General features: G+C 44.2%; 20 protein-coding genes. 17 read left to right on the forward strand and 3 right to left on the reverse strand.

What is annotated here, in order from left to right:
- Positions 1–51: 51 nt before the first annotated feature.
- The 7 genes from LN995_RS10170 to LN995_RS10200 all read left to right on the forward strand — a co-directional run bounded on the left by LN995_RS10170 (position 52) and on the right by LN995_RS10200 (position 8861).
- The gene (locus LN995_RS10170; protein ID WP_229960923.1) at positions 52–717 is read left to right on the forward strand and encodes a hypothetical protein; all 666 of its coding nucleotides are present in this window, start codon (positions 52–54) and stop codon (positions 715–717) included.
- A gap of 109 nt (positions 718–826) precedes the next feature.
- On the forward strand, positions 827–1513 hold the full coding sequence (gene nfi / locus LN995_RS10175; protein WP_229960925.1) for a deoxyribonuclease V: 687 nt from the start codon (positions 827–829) through the stop codon (positions 1511–1513).
- Positions 1514–1568: 55 nt separating this feature from the next.
- Positions 1569–2129: a hypothetical protein gene (locus LN995_RS10180; protein WP_229960926.1), complete on the forward strand. Its 561-nt coding sequence runs from the start codon at positions 1569–1571 to the stop codon at positions 2127–2129.
- Between the two features lie 520 nt (positions 2130–2649).
- Positions 2650–2790, forward strand: coding sequence for a hypothetical protein (locus LN995_RS10185; protein ID WP_229960928.1), 141 nt, complete (start codon positions 2650–2652; stop codon positions 2788–2790).
- Positions 2791–3054: 264 nt separating this feature from the next.
- Positions 3055–5676: an ATP-dependent chaperone ClpB gene (gene clpB / locus LN995_RS10190; protein ID WP_229960930.1), complete on the forward strand. Its 2622-nt coding sequence runs from the start codon at positions 3055–3057 to the stop codon at positions 5674–5676.
- A gap of 154 nt (positions 5677–5830) precedes the next feature.
- Positions 5831–6280, forward strand: a complete 450-nt coding sequence (locus tag LN995_RS10195; protein ID WP_229960932.1) for a hypothetical protein — start codon at positions 5831–5833, stop codon at positions 6278–6280.
- Positions 6281–6641: 361 nt separating this feature from the next.
- Positions 6642–8861: a hypothetical protein gene (locus LN995_RS10200; protein WP_229960934.1), complete on the forward strand. Its 2220-nt coding sequence runs from the start codon at positions 6642–6644 to the stop codon at positions 8859–8861.
- A 68-nt stretch (positions 8862–8929) separates the two neighbouring features.
- Here the strand turns inward: LN995_RS10200 and LN995_RS10205 are convergent, their stop codons facing one another.
- Complete coding sequence (locus LN995_RS10205) at positions 8930–10165, reverse strand: lactonase family protein (RefSeq protein ID WP_229960936.1); 1236 nt, start codon at positions 10163–10165, stop codon at positions 8930–8932.
- Positions 10166–10513: 348 nt separating this feature from the next.
- Here LN995_RS10205 and LN995_RS10210 point away from each other — a divergent pair, with 348 nt between their 5' ends.
- The 4 genes from LN995_RS10210 to LN995_RS10225 all read left to right on the forward strand — a co-directional run bounded on the left by LN995_RS10210 (position 10514) and on the right by LN995_RS10225 (position 15666).
- Positions 10514–11107 (forward strand): HupE/UreJ family protein, encoded by a 594-nt coding sequence (locus tag LN995_RS10210; RefSeq protein ID WP_229960938.1) that lies wholly within the window; start codon positions 10514–10516, stop codon positions 11105–11107.
- A gap of 57 nt (positions 11108–11164) precedes the next feature.
- Positions 11165–13495, forward strand: coding sequence for a M1 family metallopeptidase (locus LN995_RS10215; RefSeq protein WP_229960940.1), 2331 nt, complete (start codon positions 11165–11167; stop codon positions 13493–13495).
- A 308-nt stretch (positions 13496–13803) separates the two neighbouring features.
- On the forward strand, positions 13804–15090 hold the full coding sequence (locus LN995_RS10220; protein ID WP_229960942.1) for an LVIVD repeat-containing protein: 1287 nt from the start codon (positions 13804–13806) through the stop codon (positions 15088–15090).
- A complete protein-coding gene (locus tag LN995_RS10225) occupies positions 15091–15666 on the forward strand; it encodes an autotransporter outer membrane beta-barrel domain-containing protein (protein ID WP_229960944.1) in 576 nt (191 codons plus the stop codon).
- A gap of 163 nt (positions 15667–15829) precedes the next feature.
- On the opposite strand, the gene LN995_RS10230 is transcribed toward LN995_RS10225, so the two are convergent.
- Positions 15830–16498: a carboxypeptidase-like regulatory domain-containing protein gene (locus LN995_RS10230; protein WP_229960946.1), complete on the reverse strand. Its 669-nt coding sequence runs from the start codon at positions 16496–16498 to the stop codon at positions 15830–15832.
- 74 nt (positions 16499–16572) lie between these two features.
- On the opposite strand from LN995_RS10230, the gene LN995_RS10235 reads away from it, so the two are divergent.
- Positions 16573–16959 (forward strand): ArsR/SmtB family transcription factor, encoded by a 387-nt coding sequence (locus tag LN995_RS10235; protein WP_229960947.1) that lies wholly within the window; start codon positions 16573–16575, stop codon positions 16957–16959.
- 136 nt (positions 16960–17095) lie between these two features.
- Positions 17096–17791 carry a YjjG family noncanonical pyrimidine nucleotidase gene (locus LN995_RS10240; protein WP_229960949.1) on the forward strand — a complete coding sequence of 232 codons (696 nt, stop codon included), beginning with the start codon at positions 17096–17098 and terminating at the stop codon, positions 17789–17791.
- A gap of 95 nt (positions 17792–17886) precedes the next feature.
- On the opposite strand, the gene LN995_RS10245 is transcribed toward LN995_RS10240, so the two are convergent.
- Positions 17887–18297 (reverse strand): hypothetical protein, encoded by a 411-nt coding sequence (locus tag LN995_RS10245; RefSeq protein WP_229960951.1) that lies wholly within the window; start codon positions 18295–18297, stop codon positions 17887–17889.
- A 194-nt stretch (positions 18298–18491) separates the two neighbouring features.
- Here LN995_RS10245 and LN995_RS21895 point away from each other — a divergent pair, with 194 nt between their 5' ends.
- The 4 genes from LN995_RS21895 to LN995_RS10260 all read left to right on the forward strand — a co-directional run bounded on the left by LN995_RS21895 (position 18492) and on the right by LN995_RS10260 (position 21585).
- Positions 18492–18620 (forward strand): hypothetical protein, encoded by a 129-nt coding sequence (locus LN995_RS21895; RefSeq protein WP_262910459.1) that lies wholly within the window; start codon positions 18492–18494, stop codon positions 18618–18620.
- A gap of 105 nt (positions 18621–18725) precedes the next feature.
- Entirely contained in the window at positions 18726–20354 is a 1629-nt protein-coding gene (pruA, locus tag LN995_RS10250) for an L-glutamate gamma-semialdehyde dehydrogenase (RefSeq protein WP_229960953.1), read from the forward strand.
- Between the two features lie 219 nt (positions 20355–20573).
- Complete coding sequence (locus LN995_RS10255; protein WP_229960955.1) at positions 20574–20954, forward strand: NADH-quinone oxidoreductase subunit A; 381 nt, start codon at positions 20574–20576, stop codon at positions 20952–20954.
- A gap of 76 nt (positions 20955–21030) precedes the next feature.
- Positions 21031–21585 (forward strand): NADH-quinone oxidoreductase subunit B, encoded by a 555-nt coding sequence (locus LN995_RS10260; RefSeq protein ID WP_317206943.1) that lies wholly within the window; start codon positions 21031–21033, stop codon positions 21583–21585.
- Positions 21586–21590: the final 5 nt, after the last annotated feature.

Raw genomic sequence — 21590 nt, forward strand, 5'->3', positions numbered from 1 at the left:
ACTATAAACCACCTGCTGTGCGTACAGCAAATAACCGTACACTCCCACAACATGAAATACCTATACTGCCTCTTCGGGCTGTTGCTTCTCTCAGCCTGCAGCTCTGACACCATAAGCACAGACAGTCCTTTAGAGGCCGAAGGAACAGATTCTTTGCAGGCTGTTCAGGAGGAGCCTCAGCATAAAGGCAACAGACAGACTACAGACACAACAGACGTTAAAGCTGCGTTCAAGAAATTCTTTGCTACGTTACAGGCTTCTGATACTGTCCGCTTAAATGAGCTTATTCACCCGGGGGAAGGAGTATGGGTTATAGAACAACCTGGGGCTGTTCCTCAGATGACGCACCTGCAAGACATCACACAGTTTAAAAGGCACTTCAAAAGCCGCTCCTTTTTTACGGTGGCAGACGAGATACAGCAATGTATCCTGCAGGAAGAAAACTGGCCTACGTTTGACTGCGCCGATATGGATGGGTGTAACTCTGGCTATAGCAAAGACGGTTGCTTTATCTTCGACCCGACAAAGTTCCAGCAAAGCGGCTACTGGAACTACGCTGGTCTTTCTGATAAACAAGTACAGCGCGTAAAGAGCACATTGCCTCTTCTACAGAAGTCGGTGCTGCACACTAGAACCTCCTTTGAGTTCCACTTCGGTGTTGTAGACGGCCACTGGCGATTGCTCTTTGCCAAACTCATTTACCCCTGCAGCGCTTGAGTTTAGTTTTTGAATACTGAATTTTGATAACTGAATAGAAGTCTGCCGCTGGAGCAGCTTATCGCACACATCATTCGTAATTAGTAATTCTTACTTCGTAATTAAAAAGATGGCCTACTACCGACCGTACAATTCTCCCCCACCCGACCCTGCCGTTATGCGCCAACTGACGGCACAACAGCATGAGATGCAGCAACGGATAATCATTCAAAAGCCCAAATTCGAGCTAAAGCTGATTGCAGGTTGCGATTCTTCTTTTATAGGCGAGGATACAATTCTGTCGGTATTTGTGCTACTGACCTACCCTGAACTGGAGGTAGTGGAGAAAGTGTGGCATCACGATTCTGTGGAGCTTCCCTATATTCCTGGCTTCCTGGCTTTCCGAGAGGCCCCAAACCTGTTAAAGGCTTATGAAAAACTACAGCAGAAGCCAGACCTGATTATGGTTGACGGGCACGGCATTTCGCACCCGCGCCGCCTGGGAATTGCTACGCACCTGGGCCTGCACCTGAACAAGCCGACAATGGGTGTAGCCAAAAAAGTGCTGGTGGGCAAGTATACAGAGCCTGCCACAACCAAAGGTTCCCTATCGCCCTTGGTGTATAAAGACGAAGTTATTGCGAATGTGCTACGGACGAAAGATAACGTAAAGCCTGTATTCGTTTCGCCCGGGCATTTAATGGACCTGGAAGCGGCGACAGAAGTAGCCATGGCTTGCGCCACCAAGTATAAACTGCCTGAACCCACACGTTTAGCAGATCATTATGCAGCGGTTTTTAAGCAAGAGGTAAAATAGCATCAGAAAACATTTGCCCTAAACAGCAGTATAGCCGCAATAAACCATAAACCTCATGGAAAGCATTAAGCAGATTAAAGGTGAAACCGAAGCAGAACTCTGGCAGAAATTCGCTGCTGATTTGTCAGCGAAAGATAATGTCTTAAAGTACTCAGCGCTGCTCCTACAGCCTGGGCAGGAAACGTTCTTCGACATAGATATTGATTTAGGCGGAGGCTTCGAGAGCGGCATCTCCACGACACGCTTCAGAACGGCCCTGCCTGCTACTACAGCACTGCGGTTTAACATTCATGAACAGGACCTGCTAAACGAAATAGGTAAAGTGTTGGGTATGGAAGACATCAAACTAGGCTACCCCGAGTTCGATGCTGCTTTTATTGTGCAGGCAAACAACCCGAACGCCCTGAAGCGCTTGTTTGCAGAAGAAAGTATTCGCAGCATTTTATTGAAACACCCCACCGCTAAGCTAAAACTGGATACCTCCAGCAACCCTGACGCACCAGATGTTTATCTAAGTTTCAGTAAAAACGAAGCTATTGTGGAGATAACTGATCTGCGGGAAATTTACCATTTGCTTCGGTATTTGACCAGAGAGATTCTGACGCTTTCGGCGTAGACGCTCACAGGTATGAAAGACGCTGTGAGCGTCTTTTGAGCTACTGTTTACGCATAGGCAAAGATGCAGCAGACCACCGCACTTGAGGCAGGAAAATTTTACCACAACTAAAGAGACTGTTTATAGGGAGCAGGAGAACTACTTTAATTTTCTATGGCTTTATAGAAAACAGATTGCTCCTTATGCAGCTACTTTTGTCTACTGTTTGCGGCCGAATCATTTCCACTTCTTAATCAGAGTAAAAAGTGGAAATCAATTATAAGCTACTAACACAGAAACAGGTGAATTGTACAGCACTAACCTCCAGCGTCAATTTTCGCACCTGTTGAATGTTTACTCCAAAGCAGTAAATAAAAATACAGTCGCACAGGCAGCTTATTTCAGGAGCGTTTCAGAAGACAAGAAGTCACTTCAGAAGCACACAATTTTACCAGACTTATACCTCACATCAACCTCAACCCATAGCACCACGGTTTGATAGCTGATTTTAACGATTGGCCTTTCCTCTTATTAAAGCTTTTTGTCAAAAAGCGAAATACTACTAGAGCGGGACGAAGTACTGAAATGGTTTGGAGATAGCGATTGGTATAAGACGTTTCATAAAGCGAGTGCTGCTGATTTCTCAAGTATAGTCACATTAATAGAAGAAAACAAACTGTAGCGTTCGCCCGAATGACCTCACAATGTGTTTTTAGACCTGTGAGTGTCTGCGCCCAAAGCCTTTGCTGCGTAACCGACTAAACTTTCACAGCGTCTTTCAAACCTATAAGCATCTACGCCAAACACTTCTGCCATTATGTCTTAAATCGATAAATATAGCATTTTAAAAAACTGACATAATTACATCTAAACCACTAAAAAATACCATTGGTGCGTAAGTTGATAGTATTTTGTCGAAGGTAAAACTAAGGAAACAGACAAAGACATGAACTTTAATAACTATACAATCAAAGCGCAGGAGGCCATACAGAAGGCCACTGAGATAGCAGGCGGCAACCAGCAGCAGGCTATTGAAACTGGGCATATTTTAAAAGCGATTCTCGCCACAGACGAGAACGTGACAAACTTCCTGTTGCAGAAGCTGAACATCAACGTCAATATTCTAAATAGCAAGTTAGACGAAGCAGTAGCTGGTTACCCTAAAGTGACTGGCGGTGGCGGCCCGTACTTAGCTAACGATACAGCAACTGCCTTGCAGAAAGCCACTTCTTACTTAAAAGAGTTTGGCGATGAGTATATAGCCATTGAGCACATGCTGCTGGGCTTGTTGGCTGGTCGCGATAAAGTGGCTGGTTTGATGAAGGATGTAGGTTTTAACGAGAAAGACCTCAAAAAAGCCATCAAAGAACTACGTGGTGGCACGAAGGTTACGGACCAGAACGCAGAGGCCAAATATAACTCGCTGAAGCGTTATGCGAAGGATTTAAACGAATTGGCACGTGCTGGCAAGATTGACCCGGTGATTGGCCGCGACGAAGAGATACGCCGTGTGCTGCAGATCCTGAGCCGCCGCACCAAGAACAACCCGGTATTGCTGGGTGAGCCTGGTGTGGGTAAAACCGCTATTGTGGAAGGCCTGGCGCAGCGAATTGTGGCGGGCGACGTGCCGGAGAACCTGAAATCGAAGACGCTGATGAGCCTGGACATGGGTCTGCTGGTGGCAGGTGCCAAGTATAAAGGTGAGTTCGAGGAGCGTCTGAAAGCGGTGATCAAGGAAGTAATCGATGCCGAGGGTGAGATTGTGCTCTTCATCGACGAGATACATACTTTGATTGGTGCAGGTGCAGGAGGCGAAAGTGCCATGGACGCAGCAAACTTGCTGAAACCAGCCTTGGCGCGAGGTGAACTGCATGCTATCGGTGCGACGACACTGAAGGAGTACCAGAAGTATATTGAGAAAGATAAAGCGCTGGAGCGTCGTTTCCAGGCGGTGATGGTAGACGAACCAAGCGTGCCGGATGCTATTTCGATTCTGCGCGGTATTAAAGATAAATATGAGCTGCACCACGGGGTGCGCATCAAAGACGATGCGATCATTGCCTCAGTAGAGTTGTCTAACCGTTACATTTCCGACCGCTTTTTGCCAGACAAGGCTATTGACCTGATGGACGAAGCGGCTGCAAAACTGCGCATCGAGATCGACTCGCTGCCAGTGGAACTGGATGAGATTCAGCGCCGTATTATGCAGCTGGAAATTGAGCGCGAGGCCATCCGTCGTGAAAACGACAAGGATAAAGAGTCCGCTCTTTCTAAAGAAATAGCGGACCTGAGCGGTAAGCGCGATGATCTGAAAGCCAAATGGCAGAACGAAAAGCAGATCATAGAAGGCCTCCAGAAAGAGAAAGAGAACATTGAGAAGTATAAACTGGAAGCCGAGCAGGCCGAACGTGCAGGCGACTATGGCCGCGTAGCAGAGCTGCGTTATGGTAAAATACAGGAAGCCGAGGCGAAGGTGAAGCAACTGCAGGAGCAGGTACGCGAAATGCAGGGCGAGAACCCCATGCTGAAGGAAGAAGTGAACGCTGAGGATATTGCCGATGTAGTAGCCAAGTGGACAGGCATCCCAGTAAGCAAGATGCTGCAGAGCGACCGCGAGAAACTGTTGCACCTGGAGCAGGAACTGAGCAAACGCGTAGCCGGTCAGGAAGAAGCGATTGAAGCCATTTCTGATGCTGTACGAAGAAGCCGTGCCGGTATGCAGGACCCAAGACGTCCGATTGGTTCGTTTATCTTCCTGGGTACAACCGGTGTAGGTAAAACCGAACTTGCCAAAGCGCTGGCCGATTACCTCTTTAACGACGACAACGCGATGGTACGTATCGATATGAGTGAGTACCAGGAGCGCCACGCTGTGAGCCGCCTGATTGGTGCGCCTCCGGGATACGTGGGTTACGATGAAGGAGGCCAGTTAACAGAGGCTATACGCCGTAAGCCGTACTCTGTGGTGCTGCTCGACGAGATTGAGAAAGCGCACCCGGACGTGTTTAACATCCTGCTGCAGGTGCTCGACGATGGTCGCCTGACTGATAGCAAAGGCCGTGTGGTGAACTTCAAGAACACCATCATCATCATGACGTCTAACATTGGTTCGCACATCATCCAGAGCAATTTTGAGCAAATGGAAGACTACAACAAAGACGAGGTGATTGAGCGTACGAAGGACGAAGTTTTCGACCTGCTGAAGAAATCAGTAAGACCAGAGTTTCTGAACCGTATCGATGAGCTGGTAATGTTCCGTCCGCTGAGCCGTGGTGATATCCGCAAGATCGTGGATATACAGTTCAAGCACATCCAGGATCGTCTGGAAGAAGCAGGTATACAACTGGTAGCTACCGACGAGGTACTGGATTACCTGGGCGAGCAGGGCTACGACCCGCAGTTCGGTGCTCGCCCGCTGAAGCGTGTACTGCAGCGCCAGATCCTGAACGAGCTTTCGAAGGACATACTGGCCAACAGAATCAGCAAAGATTCTGTGGTAGAGGCCACGCTGGAAAACGGCAAGATTCAATTTGTAAATGTGGAAATTGAGCTGCCAACAGAAAAGTAATTTATTGAGTTTAAAAGTTTAGCTGAGAAAAAGCCTCACCAAACGGTGAGGCTTTTTGTTTTTTACACATTTTTCAAATATAATATGTACCTTCTATCGCTCCAGTAGTAAATAAAACATTAATAGTACCTGCAGGCATGTTCCTGTTAATGTTATGCCACAATATTTTAAAGAAAAGATCAACTTAATCAATCAGCTGTTAAGCCTTTATCAGTTAATTGGCTACTTTCTGTTTTTTGCTTCTTTGGCCTATGAAACTATAAGTACAAATGATGGAATGGGCGTAATCCTAATTTTACTAGCTGCTATTTTTCTTCTTCTCTTTATTATCATTGCATTGGTGAGCATCATCTATAGAATAGACGAGCACAGGACCAAAACCTGGCTTATTCCAGGAGTTGTCTTTATGGTTCTTCCCTGCATGTTTCTTCCATTCTTTTATGAAACCAGTGGAATCATTATAGCAGTTGTTAGTATAACTATAGGCACAGCTGTTTATCTACTTCGAAAGCGTAGCAACATTCAGTTACTTCTCTACAACACTATAGGTAGTTTGCTTGCTTCTTTTCTGCTCATCATTAGCTTCATCACACTAAATCTCTAAGTGTATTTATGAGAAAAAGCTCTATAGCCTGCATAGATTCTGCTAGAGCCTAAGTCACAACAAAGTAGCAACAACGAATAAAACAGACTCTTATAGGTATAAATAAACCCACAAGGCCTTTTGAGAAACATTTACGCAGCATAAATTAATGCTACACTTTCACCTCCTGCATTCCTCTCCGTAACAGCTGCAAGCATGCATAACACTACTCTTTTCAAAAATATACGTATGCAGCAAAATCATTCAAATTAATCCTCATTAGTAGTAATGTTGATAGTAGCCTCTCAAAGTTTATTCTCTGAGTTTTCTTTCATAGAAGCTTAAAAGCTCAAGTACCCCATATACCTGAACCTGGATGAAAATGAAAATACATATAGTTGCCCTTCTCCTGCTATGCCTTCTTTCCTGCAACAATAGCAGCAAGCATGAACAGTCAGATCAGCAGTTGGCAGGACTTTTTTCTTCAACAGAAGCCTCAGAAAAACCCACGCCTGTTCCTGACGCAAACGGAAGGGTAACTGGCGAAATACCATACAGACCTTACTGGGCCTACCATAACGACAAGTCCAGGCAAGATCTTGATGCGTTCTTTGATGGTGAGCTAGATGAGAATCCAAACTTTGGCCCTGACGGAAACTCACAGGTTACGCCAAGCGAAATGTGGTTTCCTTTTCCGGAAGAAATGGAAGCCACATTAAAGGAAATTCAGTTTTACGATTGGCAAGGCAAGAACCAGGTGCCCATAAAGACATATTTTATAGAACGGGACAGCTGGAAGAGAATACCAGGGCCAGCTTTTACTGGCAATGAGTACGATACGTGGGTACCCCATCAGCTAAAAAAACCACTGGACATCGCCTATGTAGTTCTAGAAGTAACAAGCAGAGTTTTCCCTACCGAGATCAGGTTCATAGGCAGCTATAAGCCTTATAATCCGAAGCCATTCACGCATAAAGAAGTCAGCATTAACGATATGTTGGGAGTAAACACTTATGTGTGGGACTTCCAAAAGCCAAGCGGAAGAGGCAATGACATGCAAAAGTTTAACGTAGCCGCCCCGTTCACCACCATACGAGATTATGTTGACTGGGAGAAAATAGAACATGAGCAAGGCATCTATACCTTCAATCCTGTGTTTAAAGGCTTATGGCACTACGATGCATATTATGCTGAGCTTAAGAAAAGAAACATCGAACCACTGGTTTGTTTTAAAACAGTGCCTGGTTGGTTCCTGCAAGCAAATTATCCCGAGAAACTGCGGCACCCGGAGAACCCGCCCGCTCGCTGGACCAACCTTCCGTCACCAGAAAAACCTGATAAGAAAGACTACAAAAATCAGGATGCCTATAAGGCTGCTCTGGCGAAATATGAACAAAAGAAAGCCGCTTACGATGCAGACCTTGCTGCCATTCGCTTAGACCCAGCCTCTTACACGGAGTTCGCAAAAGCAGCCTTTCAGTTTGTGGCCAGGTATGGCTCCAACAAAAATCTGGACCCTGACCTGGTAAAGCCCTTCTCTGGCAATGGCAACTCTAAGTTCAGCTGGAATATTCAGGACAAGAAAATCGGACTGGGTTATGTTAAGATGATAGAATGCAACAACGAAACCAACGCCTGGTGGAAAGGCAGAATGCGCTACCAGACTGCCCGGGAATATGCCGCCAACCTGAGTGCTTTCTACGATGGACACATGGGCAAACTGGGCAAAGGAGTAGGCGTAAAAAACGCAGATCCTGCTATATTGGTAGCCATGGGAGGCATTGCCGATAACTCTCCTGCCTACGTGCAAGGCATTATTGACTGGTGCAAAGAGTTTAGAGGCTACAAGACAGACAAAGACGGCAAGAAAGTAGTAAACCTGTGCTTCGATATTGCCAACTACCATGGATATACCAACAACGGGGGAGGCCAGTATTCTGATGCGGCTAACGGTATTCCCCCGGAGCTCTCCGACGCAAAAGACCAGGTTCAGAAATTTCTGCAGGTTATGAGCGAAGTAGGCAACGACGTGCCTGTGTACTTAACAGAAGTAGGCTACGGTGTAAACGAGGGTTCGCAGCAGGCTTTAGAAACGCCAAGCAGAACTAGGTTGCAAACGCAAGGCGACTGGATTATACGCGACTGCCTTTTCTATGCCCGCATGGGCCTGGCTAAGCTGTACCACTACCAACTATACGACGAAACCAGCTACACCAGAAACATTCAGAAGGGCAAAAAAGACAACAGAACTTATGCGGCCCTTGGTTTGCTCGAAAAGATGGACAACACCCGCCGGCCGGCAGCAGACTACATTGCTCAGCTTGGAAACAAGTTTGGCGAATATACTTACAGAAAAACAATTAGCACCACTCCTTTTGTTGATGTTTATGAACACGGCGGAAAGAAGATGTACGCCTTAGTTGTGCCGGACATGGAGGGTAGAACAGAAGAGTACGAACTGGATTTAGGCACAGCCAAAACAGCTACTATTTATGAGTTTGTTGACGGCGCAGAGCATTTTAAGGAAAGAAAAGTAAAGACAGCAAACGGTAAGTTGAAACTAAAAGTAACAGAATCTCCTATTTTTGTTGATGCCGTATAACTAACTCAAGAGACACAACAAAAGAAGCCAGCTAATGAGGCTGGCTTCTTTTGTTGTCATTTATCCACTTAAAAAGCGGAAGTTACCTGCAGGCAAACAGGCTTATTTACCTCCACCTCATATCCTGTTGCCGTAAGTTTACCTGTTGCTTTATCTATCTTAAAGGACACAATATTATTCGAGCGTTCATTAGCCACTAGCAGCACATTTCCAGTTTGGTCTATGGCAAAATCGCGGGGCCAGTCGCCGTTGGTGCCAACGTGCTGCACAACGCTTAACTTACCAGTGCTTTCATTGATGGCATAGACTACAATGCTGTTGTGCCCACGGTTAGAGCCGTACAGGAACTTACCATCTGGCGACACCTTAACTTCAGCGCATTGGTTGTTTTCATTGAAACCAGCAGGAATAGTAGATACTGTTTCGGTCTCTGTGAAAGTACCTTTATTTGCATCATACGTTAAGGCCGTCATAGTAGAATTCAACTCGTTAATAACATAGGCATAGCGGCCATTAGGGTGAAAAGCCAGGTGGCGTGGTCCGGTTCCGGGTTTGCTTGTATAAGCGGTGGCGGGTTCATTAGGAGTAAGCGCTCCACTATTTGAATCGAGGCGATAGGCCAGCACTTTGTCTGCACCTAAATCCACTGAAATGACAAACTTGTTTTGCGGATCAGGTGCAATGTAATGTGCATGAGGTGCCTCCTGCCGCTCCTGGTTTGGCCCTGTGCCTGTGTGCTGCTCTATATCAGAGGCTTCTGATAATTGCCCGTTCTCCTGTATCTGGAATGCAGCTACATTCCCTCCCATGTAGTTAGCCACTAACACTGTTTTGTTAGCTTCGTCTACAGAAATATGGCAGGGGGCTCCACCCTTAGATGCCACTTTGTTTAAAAATGTAAGGTTACCGCTTTTCTCATCTACAGAAAAAGCGCTCACGGCTCCGCTATTTTGCCCCTCATACTCCATTGTTTCATTTACAGCATATAAATATTGCCGCTCCCCATCCAACACCAAAAAAGAAGGATTTTCTCCCCCTTTGGCCGCACTTACACACGTTAACTCTCCTGATTCGGGGTTCAGGCTATACAAGAAAATGCTTTCGCTGTCGGGTTCTGCATAAGTGCCTACATACACCATAGCTGTTTCTGTGTTTGGTGTTTTATTATCTGATGCAGCAGTTTCTGCATTATTATTCTCTGAGCCAGATGAAGTACAAGATGAGAGTGATAGGGACAAACCAGCCAGTCCGAGTGCCGCTAATCTAATAAGGCTTCGGCGTGCATGATTGTGGGTTCTTTTCATATAAATCATTTTTAGTACGGGCTTTATGTGCTCACATGATAAGTGGCAGCTAAAGAAATCAAGGTTTCAAGGTAACAAATAATGCTATATAATTCTATCAAAGATAAAACTGATTTGCGAACTATGCTTGGCCAAACCTCAAACACTTTATTAAGTCAAAGCACTCAGTTGTCATTAAGTCTATCTTTAATTGATTACATATTCATTCACTTTTTCAATAAATATCAAGGCAGTCTAATATATAAAGCTACTATCGAGCATTCATAGCCTTACAATTGCCTTTTGTATTCAATCAGATAAAGCGCTAATTTGCAAGCTTAGTTAATTTATCACGCTTACTTATAAAACGTGTCTTCTGTATTTGAAACTTACATAAAGCTGGGGTTCCACCACATTTTCGACTTTCAGGCTTATGACCACATGCTTTTTTTGCTGGCGCTTAGCGCTATCTACACCTTAGGCGACTGGCGAAAAGTTATAGCTCTGGTTACAAGCTTCACCATTGGGCATTCTGTTACGCTGGCACTTTCTACTTTTAACATTATAAAGTTCGACACTAGCCTTATTGAGTTTCTGATTCCGGTTACGATATTTTTTACCTGTGTTACGAACTTCTTCAAATTAAAAGGAGCAGCCACAAAGCAACACCCAATATGGTCTTTCCACAACCTGATGGCTATTTTCTTTGGCCTTATCCATGGCATGGGCTTTTCTAACTTTCTAAAGTCTATACTTGGGCGTAACCGCCAGGTCTGGCAACAACTGCTGGCTTTTAACATTGGAATTGAACTCGGACAGCTGCTGATTGTTAGTATAATACTGATAACTGGTTTCCTGATCATGAACCTGTTCAATGCTAAGCGGCGCGACTGGATTATGGTTCTTTCCAGTGCCGCAGCAGGCATAGCCTTGATTTTGATGATGGAAACTAGTATCTTTTAGGCTTGAACAAAATCACCTGAACAAACTAATCTAATATTACTACCACTCTAAACTACAATGAAAAATTTACTAAGAGGTTTAGCTCTTTTTGGACTTGTCGCAGGGCCTATAGCAGCTATGGCACAAGATACCAAATTTGGTCAACTGGGCCAGGAACTTCCTACACCAAACACTTACCGCACCGCTTCCGGAGCACCTGGCCACCAATACTGGCAGCAGCGTGCCGATTATAACATTAAGGTAGAGCTAAACGACGAAAACCAGTCTGTGAAGGGCTCTGAATCTATTACGTACACTAATAACTCCCCTGATGTGCTTTCTTACCTGTGGGTGCAACTGGATCAGAACCTTTTCGAACCTAAGTCGATGAGCAACCTGACCCGCACAGCTAACCTGAAGGAGCGTATGTCTACGCAGGCGCTGGAGCACCTTACCCGTGAAGAGTTTGACGGTGGCTTTAAAATTGAGACGGTTAAAGACCGAAATGGCAAAGCTTTACCCTACACCATCAATAACACCATGATGCGTGTAGATTTGCCATCGCCATTAAAGCCAGGGCAGAATGTTACCTTTAGCATAGACTGGCACCATAACATTAACAATGCTTTAACATTAGGAGGTCGTTCAGGTTACGAGTTCTTCCCGGGAGATGGCAACTATCTGTATGAAATGGCACAGTGGTTCCCTCGCATGGCTGTTTATGACGATGTAAACGGATGGCAGCACAAGCAGTTCCTGGGAAGCGGCGAGTTTGCCTTGCCTTTCGGAGATTATAAAGTAAGCATTACAGTTCCAGCTGACCACGTAGTGGCAGGTACAGGTGAATTACAAAATGCCAACCAGGTTCTTAGTTCTACACAACAAAAACGTTTGGCAGAGGCATCTAAAAGCGACTCTCCTATCGTAATTGTAACTCAGGACGAAGCGACAAAGGCTGAAAAAGACAAATCTAAAAGCAAAAAAACCTGGGTTTACGCTGCCAAAAATGTGCGTGACTTTGCCTGGGCCAGCTCCCGTAAGTTTATATGGGATGCCATGAACGTAAATGTTGCCGGTAAGAATATATTGGCTATGTCTTACTACCCTAAAGAAGGAAACCCACTTTGGGGGCAGTATTCTACAGAAGCAGTAGGGCATACTTTAAGAACATACTCTAAATACACCATAGATTACCCTTACCCGGTAGCTATTTCAGTACACGGCCCAATAGGCGGTATGGAATACCCAATGGTGTCTTTCAATGGCTATCGTCCGGAAGCAGACGGTACTTACTCTGATCGTACCAAGTATGGTTTGATCTCTGTTATCATTCATGAGGTTGGTCATAACTTCTTCCCAATGATCATCAACTCTGATGAGCGTCAGTGGACATGGATGGACGAAGGCCTGAACACCTTTGTACAGTACCTGACTGAGCAGGAATGGGAGCGTGATTACCCATCCAGAAGAGGTGAGCCGAAGGATATTGTAGAGTACATGAAGAGCGACAAGAGCACACAGGTTCCAATTATGACGAACTCTGAATCTGTGCTTCAGTTCGGCCCGAATGCTTACGGTAAACCTGCCACAGGCTTAAATATCCTACGTGAGACAATTATGGGACGTGAGCTTTTTGATTATGCTTTTAAAGAATACGCTCGCCGTTGGGCCTTTAAACATCCAATGCCTGCCGACTTCTTCCGTACTATGGAGGATGCCTCTGGTGTTGACCTGGACTGGTTCTGGAGAGGCTGGTTCTATACCACCGACCATACCGACATTTCTGTAGAGGATGTCAAATGGTTCACCATTGATTCCCAGGATCCGGAGTTTGTAAGCACACAGAAGCGTGAGCAGCAGAACAGGGAGCCTAAAACACTATCGCAGCAACGCAACCTGCAGGATATTCCGAGAACGCTTGTAGACCAGAAGCCAGCTTTGAAAGACTTCTATAACAGCTATGACCCTCTAGCTACTACAGCTACTGACCAACAGCGCTACCAGACGTTCCTTAAAGACTTATCTGCAGAGCAGAAAAGAGCACTTGATTCTGGCCTGAACTTCTACGAAGTTAGCTTTAAGAATAACGGAGGCCTGGTAATGCCGCTGATCGTACGAATGGAGTTTGAAGACGGCACAGAGGAAGTAGCGAATATTCCTGCTGAAATCTGGCGCTATAACAATAACGACATCACAAAAGTGTTCATCACACAGAAACCTGTTGTTAGCTTTGAACTGGACCCTTACCTGCAAACAGCAGACACAGACCTGTCGAACAACACTTTCCCTCGTCGTTTGGCACCGTCTCGCTTCGACATATTTAAGCAACAGCAAAGGCAGCAGACAAACCCAATGCAGCAACAGCGGGCTACCAGCCGCAATAGCAGTAGCAGCAATACAGGGCAATAAGTAAACAACCCAACTAATCTTACTTTGAAAAAAGCGCCTCCGGATGTTATATCCGGAGGCGCTTTTTATTTGCTTTTTTTCGTCTGCCCTTACAACCATTCCATACTTCTTAGGGTCATATGAGTAACAGCAGTAAAAGCCACCTGCTATTAAGCTCTTTACAAGACCTTAAGCCGTTGAGTAGCTGCAAAAAATAAGCTTACCGTTACAGATCTTAAACTGATCTCAGAATTCAAAACAAGATTACGAAGGCTCAACTTAGCCTGCACTCATAAATTAGGTATTACTTAGTTAAATAAGAGAATGATATGAGAAAACAACGGCTACTCATTTTACAACACACTCTGTTTTTACTGCTTCTAACGCCCATGTTGCTGCTTAGTGCCTGTGCTGATGAATGTGAGACAACGGTAACCTATACTGTACAGGAGCCTGTTTATATGCTTCGTGAAGACCTGCGTAACGCTGTAAAAGTTTCTCCGGCACGCGTGCTCCAGGAGCCGGGCAAGATCTATGTCAAAGACACCTATCTGTTTATCAATGAAATAAATAAAGGCATCCATATTGTTGATAATTCTAAACCGGAAACTCCACATATCATAAACTTTATTGATATACCAGGTAATATAGATATGGCAGTAAAGGACAATATTCTTTACGCCGATAGCTATATAGACCTGGTAGCATTAGATATTAGTAACCCTCAGGATGTAAAACTGGTGAAACGAGTAGAAAACATCTTTCCGGTAAACAACATGATCGTAAATGATACCGCTCAGGTGTTTGTTTCAGAATATACTGAAAGAACAGTTACGGAAGCAATTGGGGCAGACTGCGACGGCAACATTACCTCTCCAATGCCTTTTTTCGATTCAGCAGGAAACTATAGTAGTCCGGAAACACCAGGAGGCAGAGGCGACGCAGGTTCTCCAGGCAAAGGTGGTTCTATGGCCCGATTCACTATTTCGGGAGATCAGCTTTATACAGTGAGCTTAACAGATATGCAACTTTTTGACATAAGCAACCCCGCTAATCCGCAAAAAGGGGAAAAGATTGCGTTAGGCTGGGGCATCGAAACCATATTCCCGTACAACGACAAACTATTTATTGGCTCTACCAATGGTATGCATATTTACGACAATACCAATCCGGCTAGCCCTGTACATTTGTCTACTTATGAACATGTAAACAGTTGTGACCCTGTTGTAGTAGATGGTGATTTAGCATGGGTTACACTTCGCTCCGGGAATGCCTGTGCAGGTTTTACGAATCAACTGGATGTAATAGACATCAGCAATGCACGAAATCCACTTCTTGTAAAGTCTTACCCGATGCAAAACCCTCACGGCCTGGGTATAGACAGGTCAACCCTCTTTCTCTGCGAAGGCAGCTTTGGGCTAAAAGTTTTTGATCTTAAGGATCATCTGAAACTAGATGAAAACATGTTGGCACACTACGCCGAACATGATGCTTTTGATGTAATACCGCATGGCAGATACCTCTTGCTGATCGGCCAGGACGGCTTATATCAATACGACTACAGCAACCTGGACAAAATTAAACTGCTTGGCAAAATACCTGTTTATCATCCATAAATGAGAAAAACACTACTTCTCCTTTTCTCTTTACTATTAGTAGGCACAACCATGGCGCAGGATATGCCTACACCTGAACCAAAGAAGGGTTATGCTGGCATGGTAGAAATAGGCTACCTCTACGGCAAAATAAAAAGAACTGACTACGGTGTAAGCACTAACTCCTCTGTTGCCTCTCCCAGTGTACAGTTTTTTAATGGATACCGCTTTCACAGGCTTTTTACTTTAGGTGGCACCTTAGGCTTTGATTCTTACGACAATATACTGGCTACGCCTGTGGCATTGGGTATACGTGGAGAAATGTTTAAAACCAGAGTAAGCCCTACCTATAGTTTAGACACTGGATACGGTTTTACATTTATTTCTGAGGAAGAAAGCCTGTTGGAGACCAAAGGTGGCTGGATGTTTAACCCCTCTCTCGGATTAAGGGCGAGCACAGGAAATAGCTCTGCTTTTACCTTCCAGGTTGGTTATAAAAGCCAGCGTGTTACAACTGAATCTGTATCATGGGACGTCAGAAGAGAGCAAAAGATACACTACAAGCGGCTATCGTTGCGAATAGGCTTTATATTTTAGTATAGCTCATCACAAAGCTCTGGTAAACATCAACTCACTTGATAAATACAAACATTCATTTTTTAAAATAGCGCTTTACCCTAACCAGTATTCTAAGTCTTCTAAAAAAGAAGATAGCAAAACGAGGGCTTAAGCTACTCCTGAACAACCTTTCTTAGTAATGTCACTTATCTTTATTGCCCCCGAAAATGGAGTTAATTAGAGTAGGTATGGCAAACGGGCTAAAGGTGGGATACATATAACGCCGCTCCGTTTGTATCTGCTGCTGCTGCTGCCAAAAACGAAAGTTTCCCGACTCACTCATTGGTGTAGTCTTGAAAAGTTCCTCCAGTCGCTCAGGGTCTAGGTTACGTGTTGCAATGGCTCGTCCTTCATCTGGCAGTTTTAAGTTAGCTACTGCCTCTCTAAAGTCCCTCTCCGTAGGCCATGGGAATACATCAACTGTTGGCAACTCATTCGGGTCCTGCTGCATCTGCATAATAATAGAATAACTCTGACTGCTGTAGTTATTTGGAATTTTAAGGTACTGCCGCCTGTAACCGAGTGCCCCAAACAAGACACTATCTCCTGTTACCACAGGCAATGAGAAAAAGCCATACTGATTGGACTGCGTGCCGCGGGTAGAGCCAGGAACGTAAATCGTAACACCTACTAAACCATACAGACTATCACCAGCTGTTACAAAACCTGACAACTGTACCACACGTTTCTGCCCCTGAGCAGCCGCTTCCTGTGGTGTAGCAACAAGTAAAAGCAGTGTAGCCAACACTGGCAATAGTAGCCACTTACCTTTTATTTTATCTATAATATAATTCTGCACAAGCGCTTTCATGAAATACAATTATACTTTAATTTCTTTTATTATAGCAGCTTTTGTCTAAATTTGTTTAGGTTGACAATGCTACTATGAGGCTTAAACACTTTAGCTTAACATATGGGGAACAGATTTTAAAGGCTTTAGGCGATGAGTCACGTTTGCGCATCTTACACCTGATATTGCGCAATCAGGAAATGTGTATATCGGACTTGGAACAGGTCCTGGATTTCACACAAACCAAAACGTCCCGCCATCTGTCTTACCTCCGCAATGCAGGCCTTGTTATTTCCCGTAAACTTGACCAATGGGTATTTTATGCCCTCAAAGATGAAACGATTGATTATGTGACACAAATTTACTCTTATATGGAGCGGGACACGCTGCTCCAGAAAGACCAAGAAGTTTACCAGATATTGTTTTCAAACAGAGAACTAGCCGTTAACAAATTACAAATGCGCCGCTGGACAGCATCATGATTTACTTTTTCTAAACTAAAACATAAAAACATGGTTTTTATTGTGGTACGCATAAAGTACCTCGCCTCCATAAACGGTAGCGAATAGCCTAACCATTGGCTTCAGATAAGCCTATCATATCCTGATTACTATTTTAATGAAGACATATACCCACATACTTTTCGATCTGGATCATACCATTTGGGACTTTGAGAAGAACTCCGAAGAAACAATTTACACTTTATATGACCAGTTTAACCTTGCAGCGTTTGGGAAGTTTAATTCTGTTTCTTTTTACAAGAAGTACAAATTTGTAAATGAGCGGCTTTGGATTTCCTACCGCAAAGGTAAAATCAGCCAAAAAGAGTTACGCGAAAGCCGCTTTGTAAAAACACTTGTAGGGCTGGGGCTGCATCCGCATCAGGTTCCTAAAGGCATAGCAGAAGCTTATCTTGACATTTGCCCAACCAAAACAGCGGTTTTCCCTTTTACCTATGAGGTACTGGAGTATCTGCAGGGGAAATATGACCTGCACATTATTACGAATGGCTTTAAAGATGTGCAGGCAATAAAGATGAGTTCATCTAAACTGACCAGCTATTTTAAAGAGATTGTCACCTCAGAGTGCTGCAGTTACAAAAAGCCAGAGAAAGGTATTTTTGACTATGCTCTGGATAAAATAAAAGGTTCTCCTAAGGAGTGTATCATGATAGGTGACAATCTGGAATGCGACGTAGATGGCGCCTGCGCTTCTGGAATAGATCAGGTTTTCTTTAACCCTAATAAAGTAAAGCACAACCGCAAACCAACACATGAGATTAACTGCCTTAGCGAGCTGAAGGCTATACTTTAGACAAATAGTCAAAGTAAGCCTTGACATCAATTATATAATATAAAGAGGGACTAACACGAAGCTGGCCCCTCTTTGTTTTTCCTGCTACGAAAGAGTTAGTCTTTCACATCGTCAGCTGTTTGCAGTGTTCTGAACTCACCTTGAAGTACTTTAATCTTAGCCTTGTCGTCTACTCCCAGGTTATCCTCAAGAGCTTTCTTCCTGCTGTCAAGTTTATTACGTACTGTTTCTGCATTTGCCCAATCCTCATCAGACCAATTGCCATGTTTTGCCCGAACACTCTCTAATAAGGTTATGTAAGCTTCCCGCATGTTGCTTGCAGTCAATGCCTCTATGTTAGCGTAAGAACCTAAAAGTTCTTTTTGCATTGATGGTGCTTCATTCTGCACAACTTCTGCCATTGACTTTGATTTATCAGAAGTATAGTTTGTAGCTTCTGCGGCAAAAGAAAAGCCTAAGGCTACCGCCAGCATTATTTTAAGGTGTGTTTTATTTGATTTTTCCATAGTTAAGATCATTTTACAAAACTGCCATTTTATAGGCAGCAAGAGCATTTTACGGAAAACAGTACAATTTAGGTTATATCCTAATATCTGTTTTCTTACCTGATATAGGTAATGCAGCTACCATACTATTAAGAAAGGTACTACTTTAGTACAACTTCGGTGAGCTATGGCCTAACACATAACTACCCCTCTTAATGAACCTATCAAATAACCTGAAGTACATGACACAGGCAATAGACAAATGCAAACACCCCATTTTCAGAAACGCGACATTTATACTATGCAACAATACAGTAGCCCTTAGCCACCAGTCTCCCCACTAATACCACTGTTTCAAAAAAAAGGCCGTACATTTGTTCAGCTACCGTTTATGAGGCAGCAAACACAATTTTTATCATCTAAAATTCAGATCTGTAACTATAAAACACATGGCAACCGGATTTTTTAGAGTACCTACCCCCGTTAACGAACCCGTTCGATCTTATGCACCTGGCTCTCCTGAAAGAGCTGAGTTGCAACGCGTGTATAAAGAGTTAAAGTCCAAAGAGCTGGATGTACCTATGTACATCGGTGGCGAGGAAGTTCGCACAGGCAACACACACCCTATGCTACAGCCTCATGACCACCAGCACATTCTGGGTCAATTTCACGAAGGCGATGCGTCACATGTGGAACAAGCTATCAACGCGGCCCTTGCCGCCCGTGAAGAATGGTCTAATATGGCATGGGAGCACCGTGCCAGCATTTTTCTGAAAGCGGCTGATTTATTAGCAGGTCCCTGGAGAGCAAAGTTAAACGCGGCTACCATGTTAGGCCAGTCTAAGAATGCATACCAGGCTGAAATTGATTCTGCCTGTGAGCTCGTAGATTTCCTGCGTTTTAATGTGCAGTATGCAACAGAAATTTACCGAATGCAGCCGGAATCTTCTCCAGGTGTGTGGAACCGTATGGAACACCGCCCACTGGAGGGTTTTGTGTTTGCCTTGACGCCATTCAACTTTACTGCTATTGCCGGAAACCTGCCTACTTCTGCCGCTATGATGGGCAACGTAGTCGTGTGGAAACCAGCTTATACGCAAATTTATGCAGCTCATATGATTATGGAACTGCTAAAAGAAGCTGGCCTGCCAGACGGTGTCATCAATCTTATTTATGTTGATGGCCCAGTAGCAGGAGATGTTATCTTTAATCATGCTGACTTTGCCGGCATCCATTTTACAGGTAGTACGGGTGTTTTTCAGAGTATATGGAAGAGCATCGGTAATAACATTCAGAAGTACAAAGCTTACCCGCGCATTGTAGGCGAAACAGGTGGTAAAGACTTTATATTAGCCCATAGAACGGCTGAAGCCAAGCCACTGGCAACTGCTATTACACGTGGCGCTTTTGAATATCAGGGCCAGAAATGCTCTGCTGCTTCCCGTGCTTATATTCCGAACAACCTTTGGGAGGAAGTGAAGCAGTATGTAATAGAAGATGTGCAATCCTTTAAAATGGGACCACCGGAAGATTTCTCTAACTTCATCAACGCAGTGATTGATGAAAAATCTTTTGATAAAATTACCCGCTACATTGACAATGCCAAGAACAGCAACGAAGTAGAGGTGATTGCCGGAGGTAACTACGACAAGTCAAAAGGCTATTTTATTGAGCCAACAGTGCTGCTTTCGCACAACCCACAGTATGTAACTATGTGTGAAGAAATTTTCGGGCCTGTTATTACGATATATGTTTATAACGAGGACAACTTTGAAGATACGCTTGAGCTGGTAAGTTCTACATCTCCTTATGGATTAACAGGTGCTATTTTCGGGCGTGACCGTTACGCCATAGAGCTAGCCACAAAAAAGCTAAGTGACTCAGCCGGTAACTTCTACATCAACGATAAGCCGACAGGCGCCGTTGTAGGACAGCAGCCATTTGGAGGCTCCCGTGCCTCAGGTACCAACGACAAAGCCGGTTCTATGCTGAACTTGCTCCGCTGGGTATCAGCCCGTTCTATTAAAGAAACGTTTGTACCACCAGTAGATTACCGCTACCCATTCATGGGAGAATAAGAATGCAGTTTTGATTTATTCTAAATTACTGAACCACACCTAAATAAGGTGTGGTTTTTTTGTTTTTGTTGTATCTATTTATTTTTATTTACAAAGTCAACACCACAGTAGCTCTTTAGCAAAACAAAGGCTAAACATCAAATACAAAATACATTGCCTATTCTCAATATTATTAATTACAGCTAATTTAAGCTATTAAATTTTAAACTCAGCAAACCTATGGAACCAACTGCTAACCAGTATGTGCCCTCAGATTACCTACCCGTTTTAATCCAGTTTATAGCAGCCCTAGGGTTTGTAGTGGTAACGCTACTGGTAACGCACCTGATTGGGCCAAAACGCAGAAGCAAGGTGAAAGACCATGCTTGGGAATGTGGTGTAGAACCTGTTGGTGATGCACGCACTCCTATCTCATATAAGTACTTTATGACAGCCATTCTCTTTGTGCTATTTGATGTGGAAATTATCTTCCTTTACCCATGGGCTGTAAACTTCAGGAGCTTTGGTTTAGAAGGATTTTTACAAATGCTCGTTTTTATGGGCTTATTACTGGCAGGTTTCTTCTATATACTAAAGAAGGGAATTCTGAAGTGGGAATAAACTTTAAACTTTTAATAGCTAGCGATTGTTCGTTAGAACAAGAAAATTACTATCTTAGCAGTTAAAGGATTTTGGTATGAGTAATTCAAATAAGGCTATAAAAATGGTGGATGCTCCTGAAGGTTATTCAGGAGCAGGATTCTTTGCGACTTCCTTAGAGAAAGTAATTGGACTGGCTCGTGCCAACTCACTTTGGCCCCTGCCTTTTGCTACTTCCTGCTGTGGTATCGAATACATGGCTACGATGGGAGCTAATTATGATATTTCCCGTTTTGGTTCGGAGCGGATGAGCTTTTCGCCCCGCCAGGCAGATGTATTGATGGTAATGGGAACAATTGCCAAGAAAATGGGGCCTATAGTAAAACAGGTATACGAGCAAATGGCCGAGCCGAGGTGGGTAATAGCTGTTGGCGCCTGTGCCTCCTCTGGAGGAATATTCGATACCTATTCTGTGCTGCAGGGCATAGACCGTATAGTGCCTGTAGATGTTTATGTACCAGGCTGCCCACCGCGCCCAGAACAGATACTGGAAGGGCTCATGCGTGTGCAGGATTTAGCAAGGAACGAATCATTACGCCGCCGCAATACACCAGAATACCAGGCTTTGTTAGACTCTTATAACATAAAATAAGCAGC

This window comes from Pontibacter silvestris, from assembly GCF_020907275.1.
In the GTDB taxonomy this organism is placed as follows: domain Bacteria; phylum Bacteroidota; class Bacteroidia; order Cytophagales; family Hymenobacteraceae; genus Pontibacter; species Pontibacter silvestris.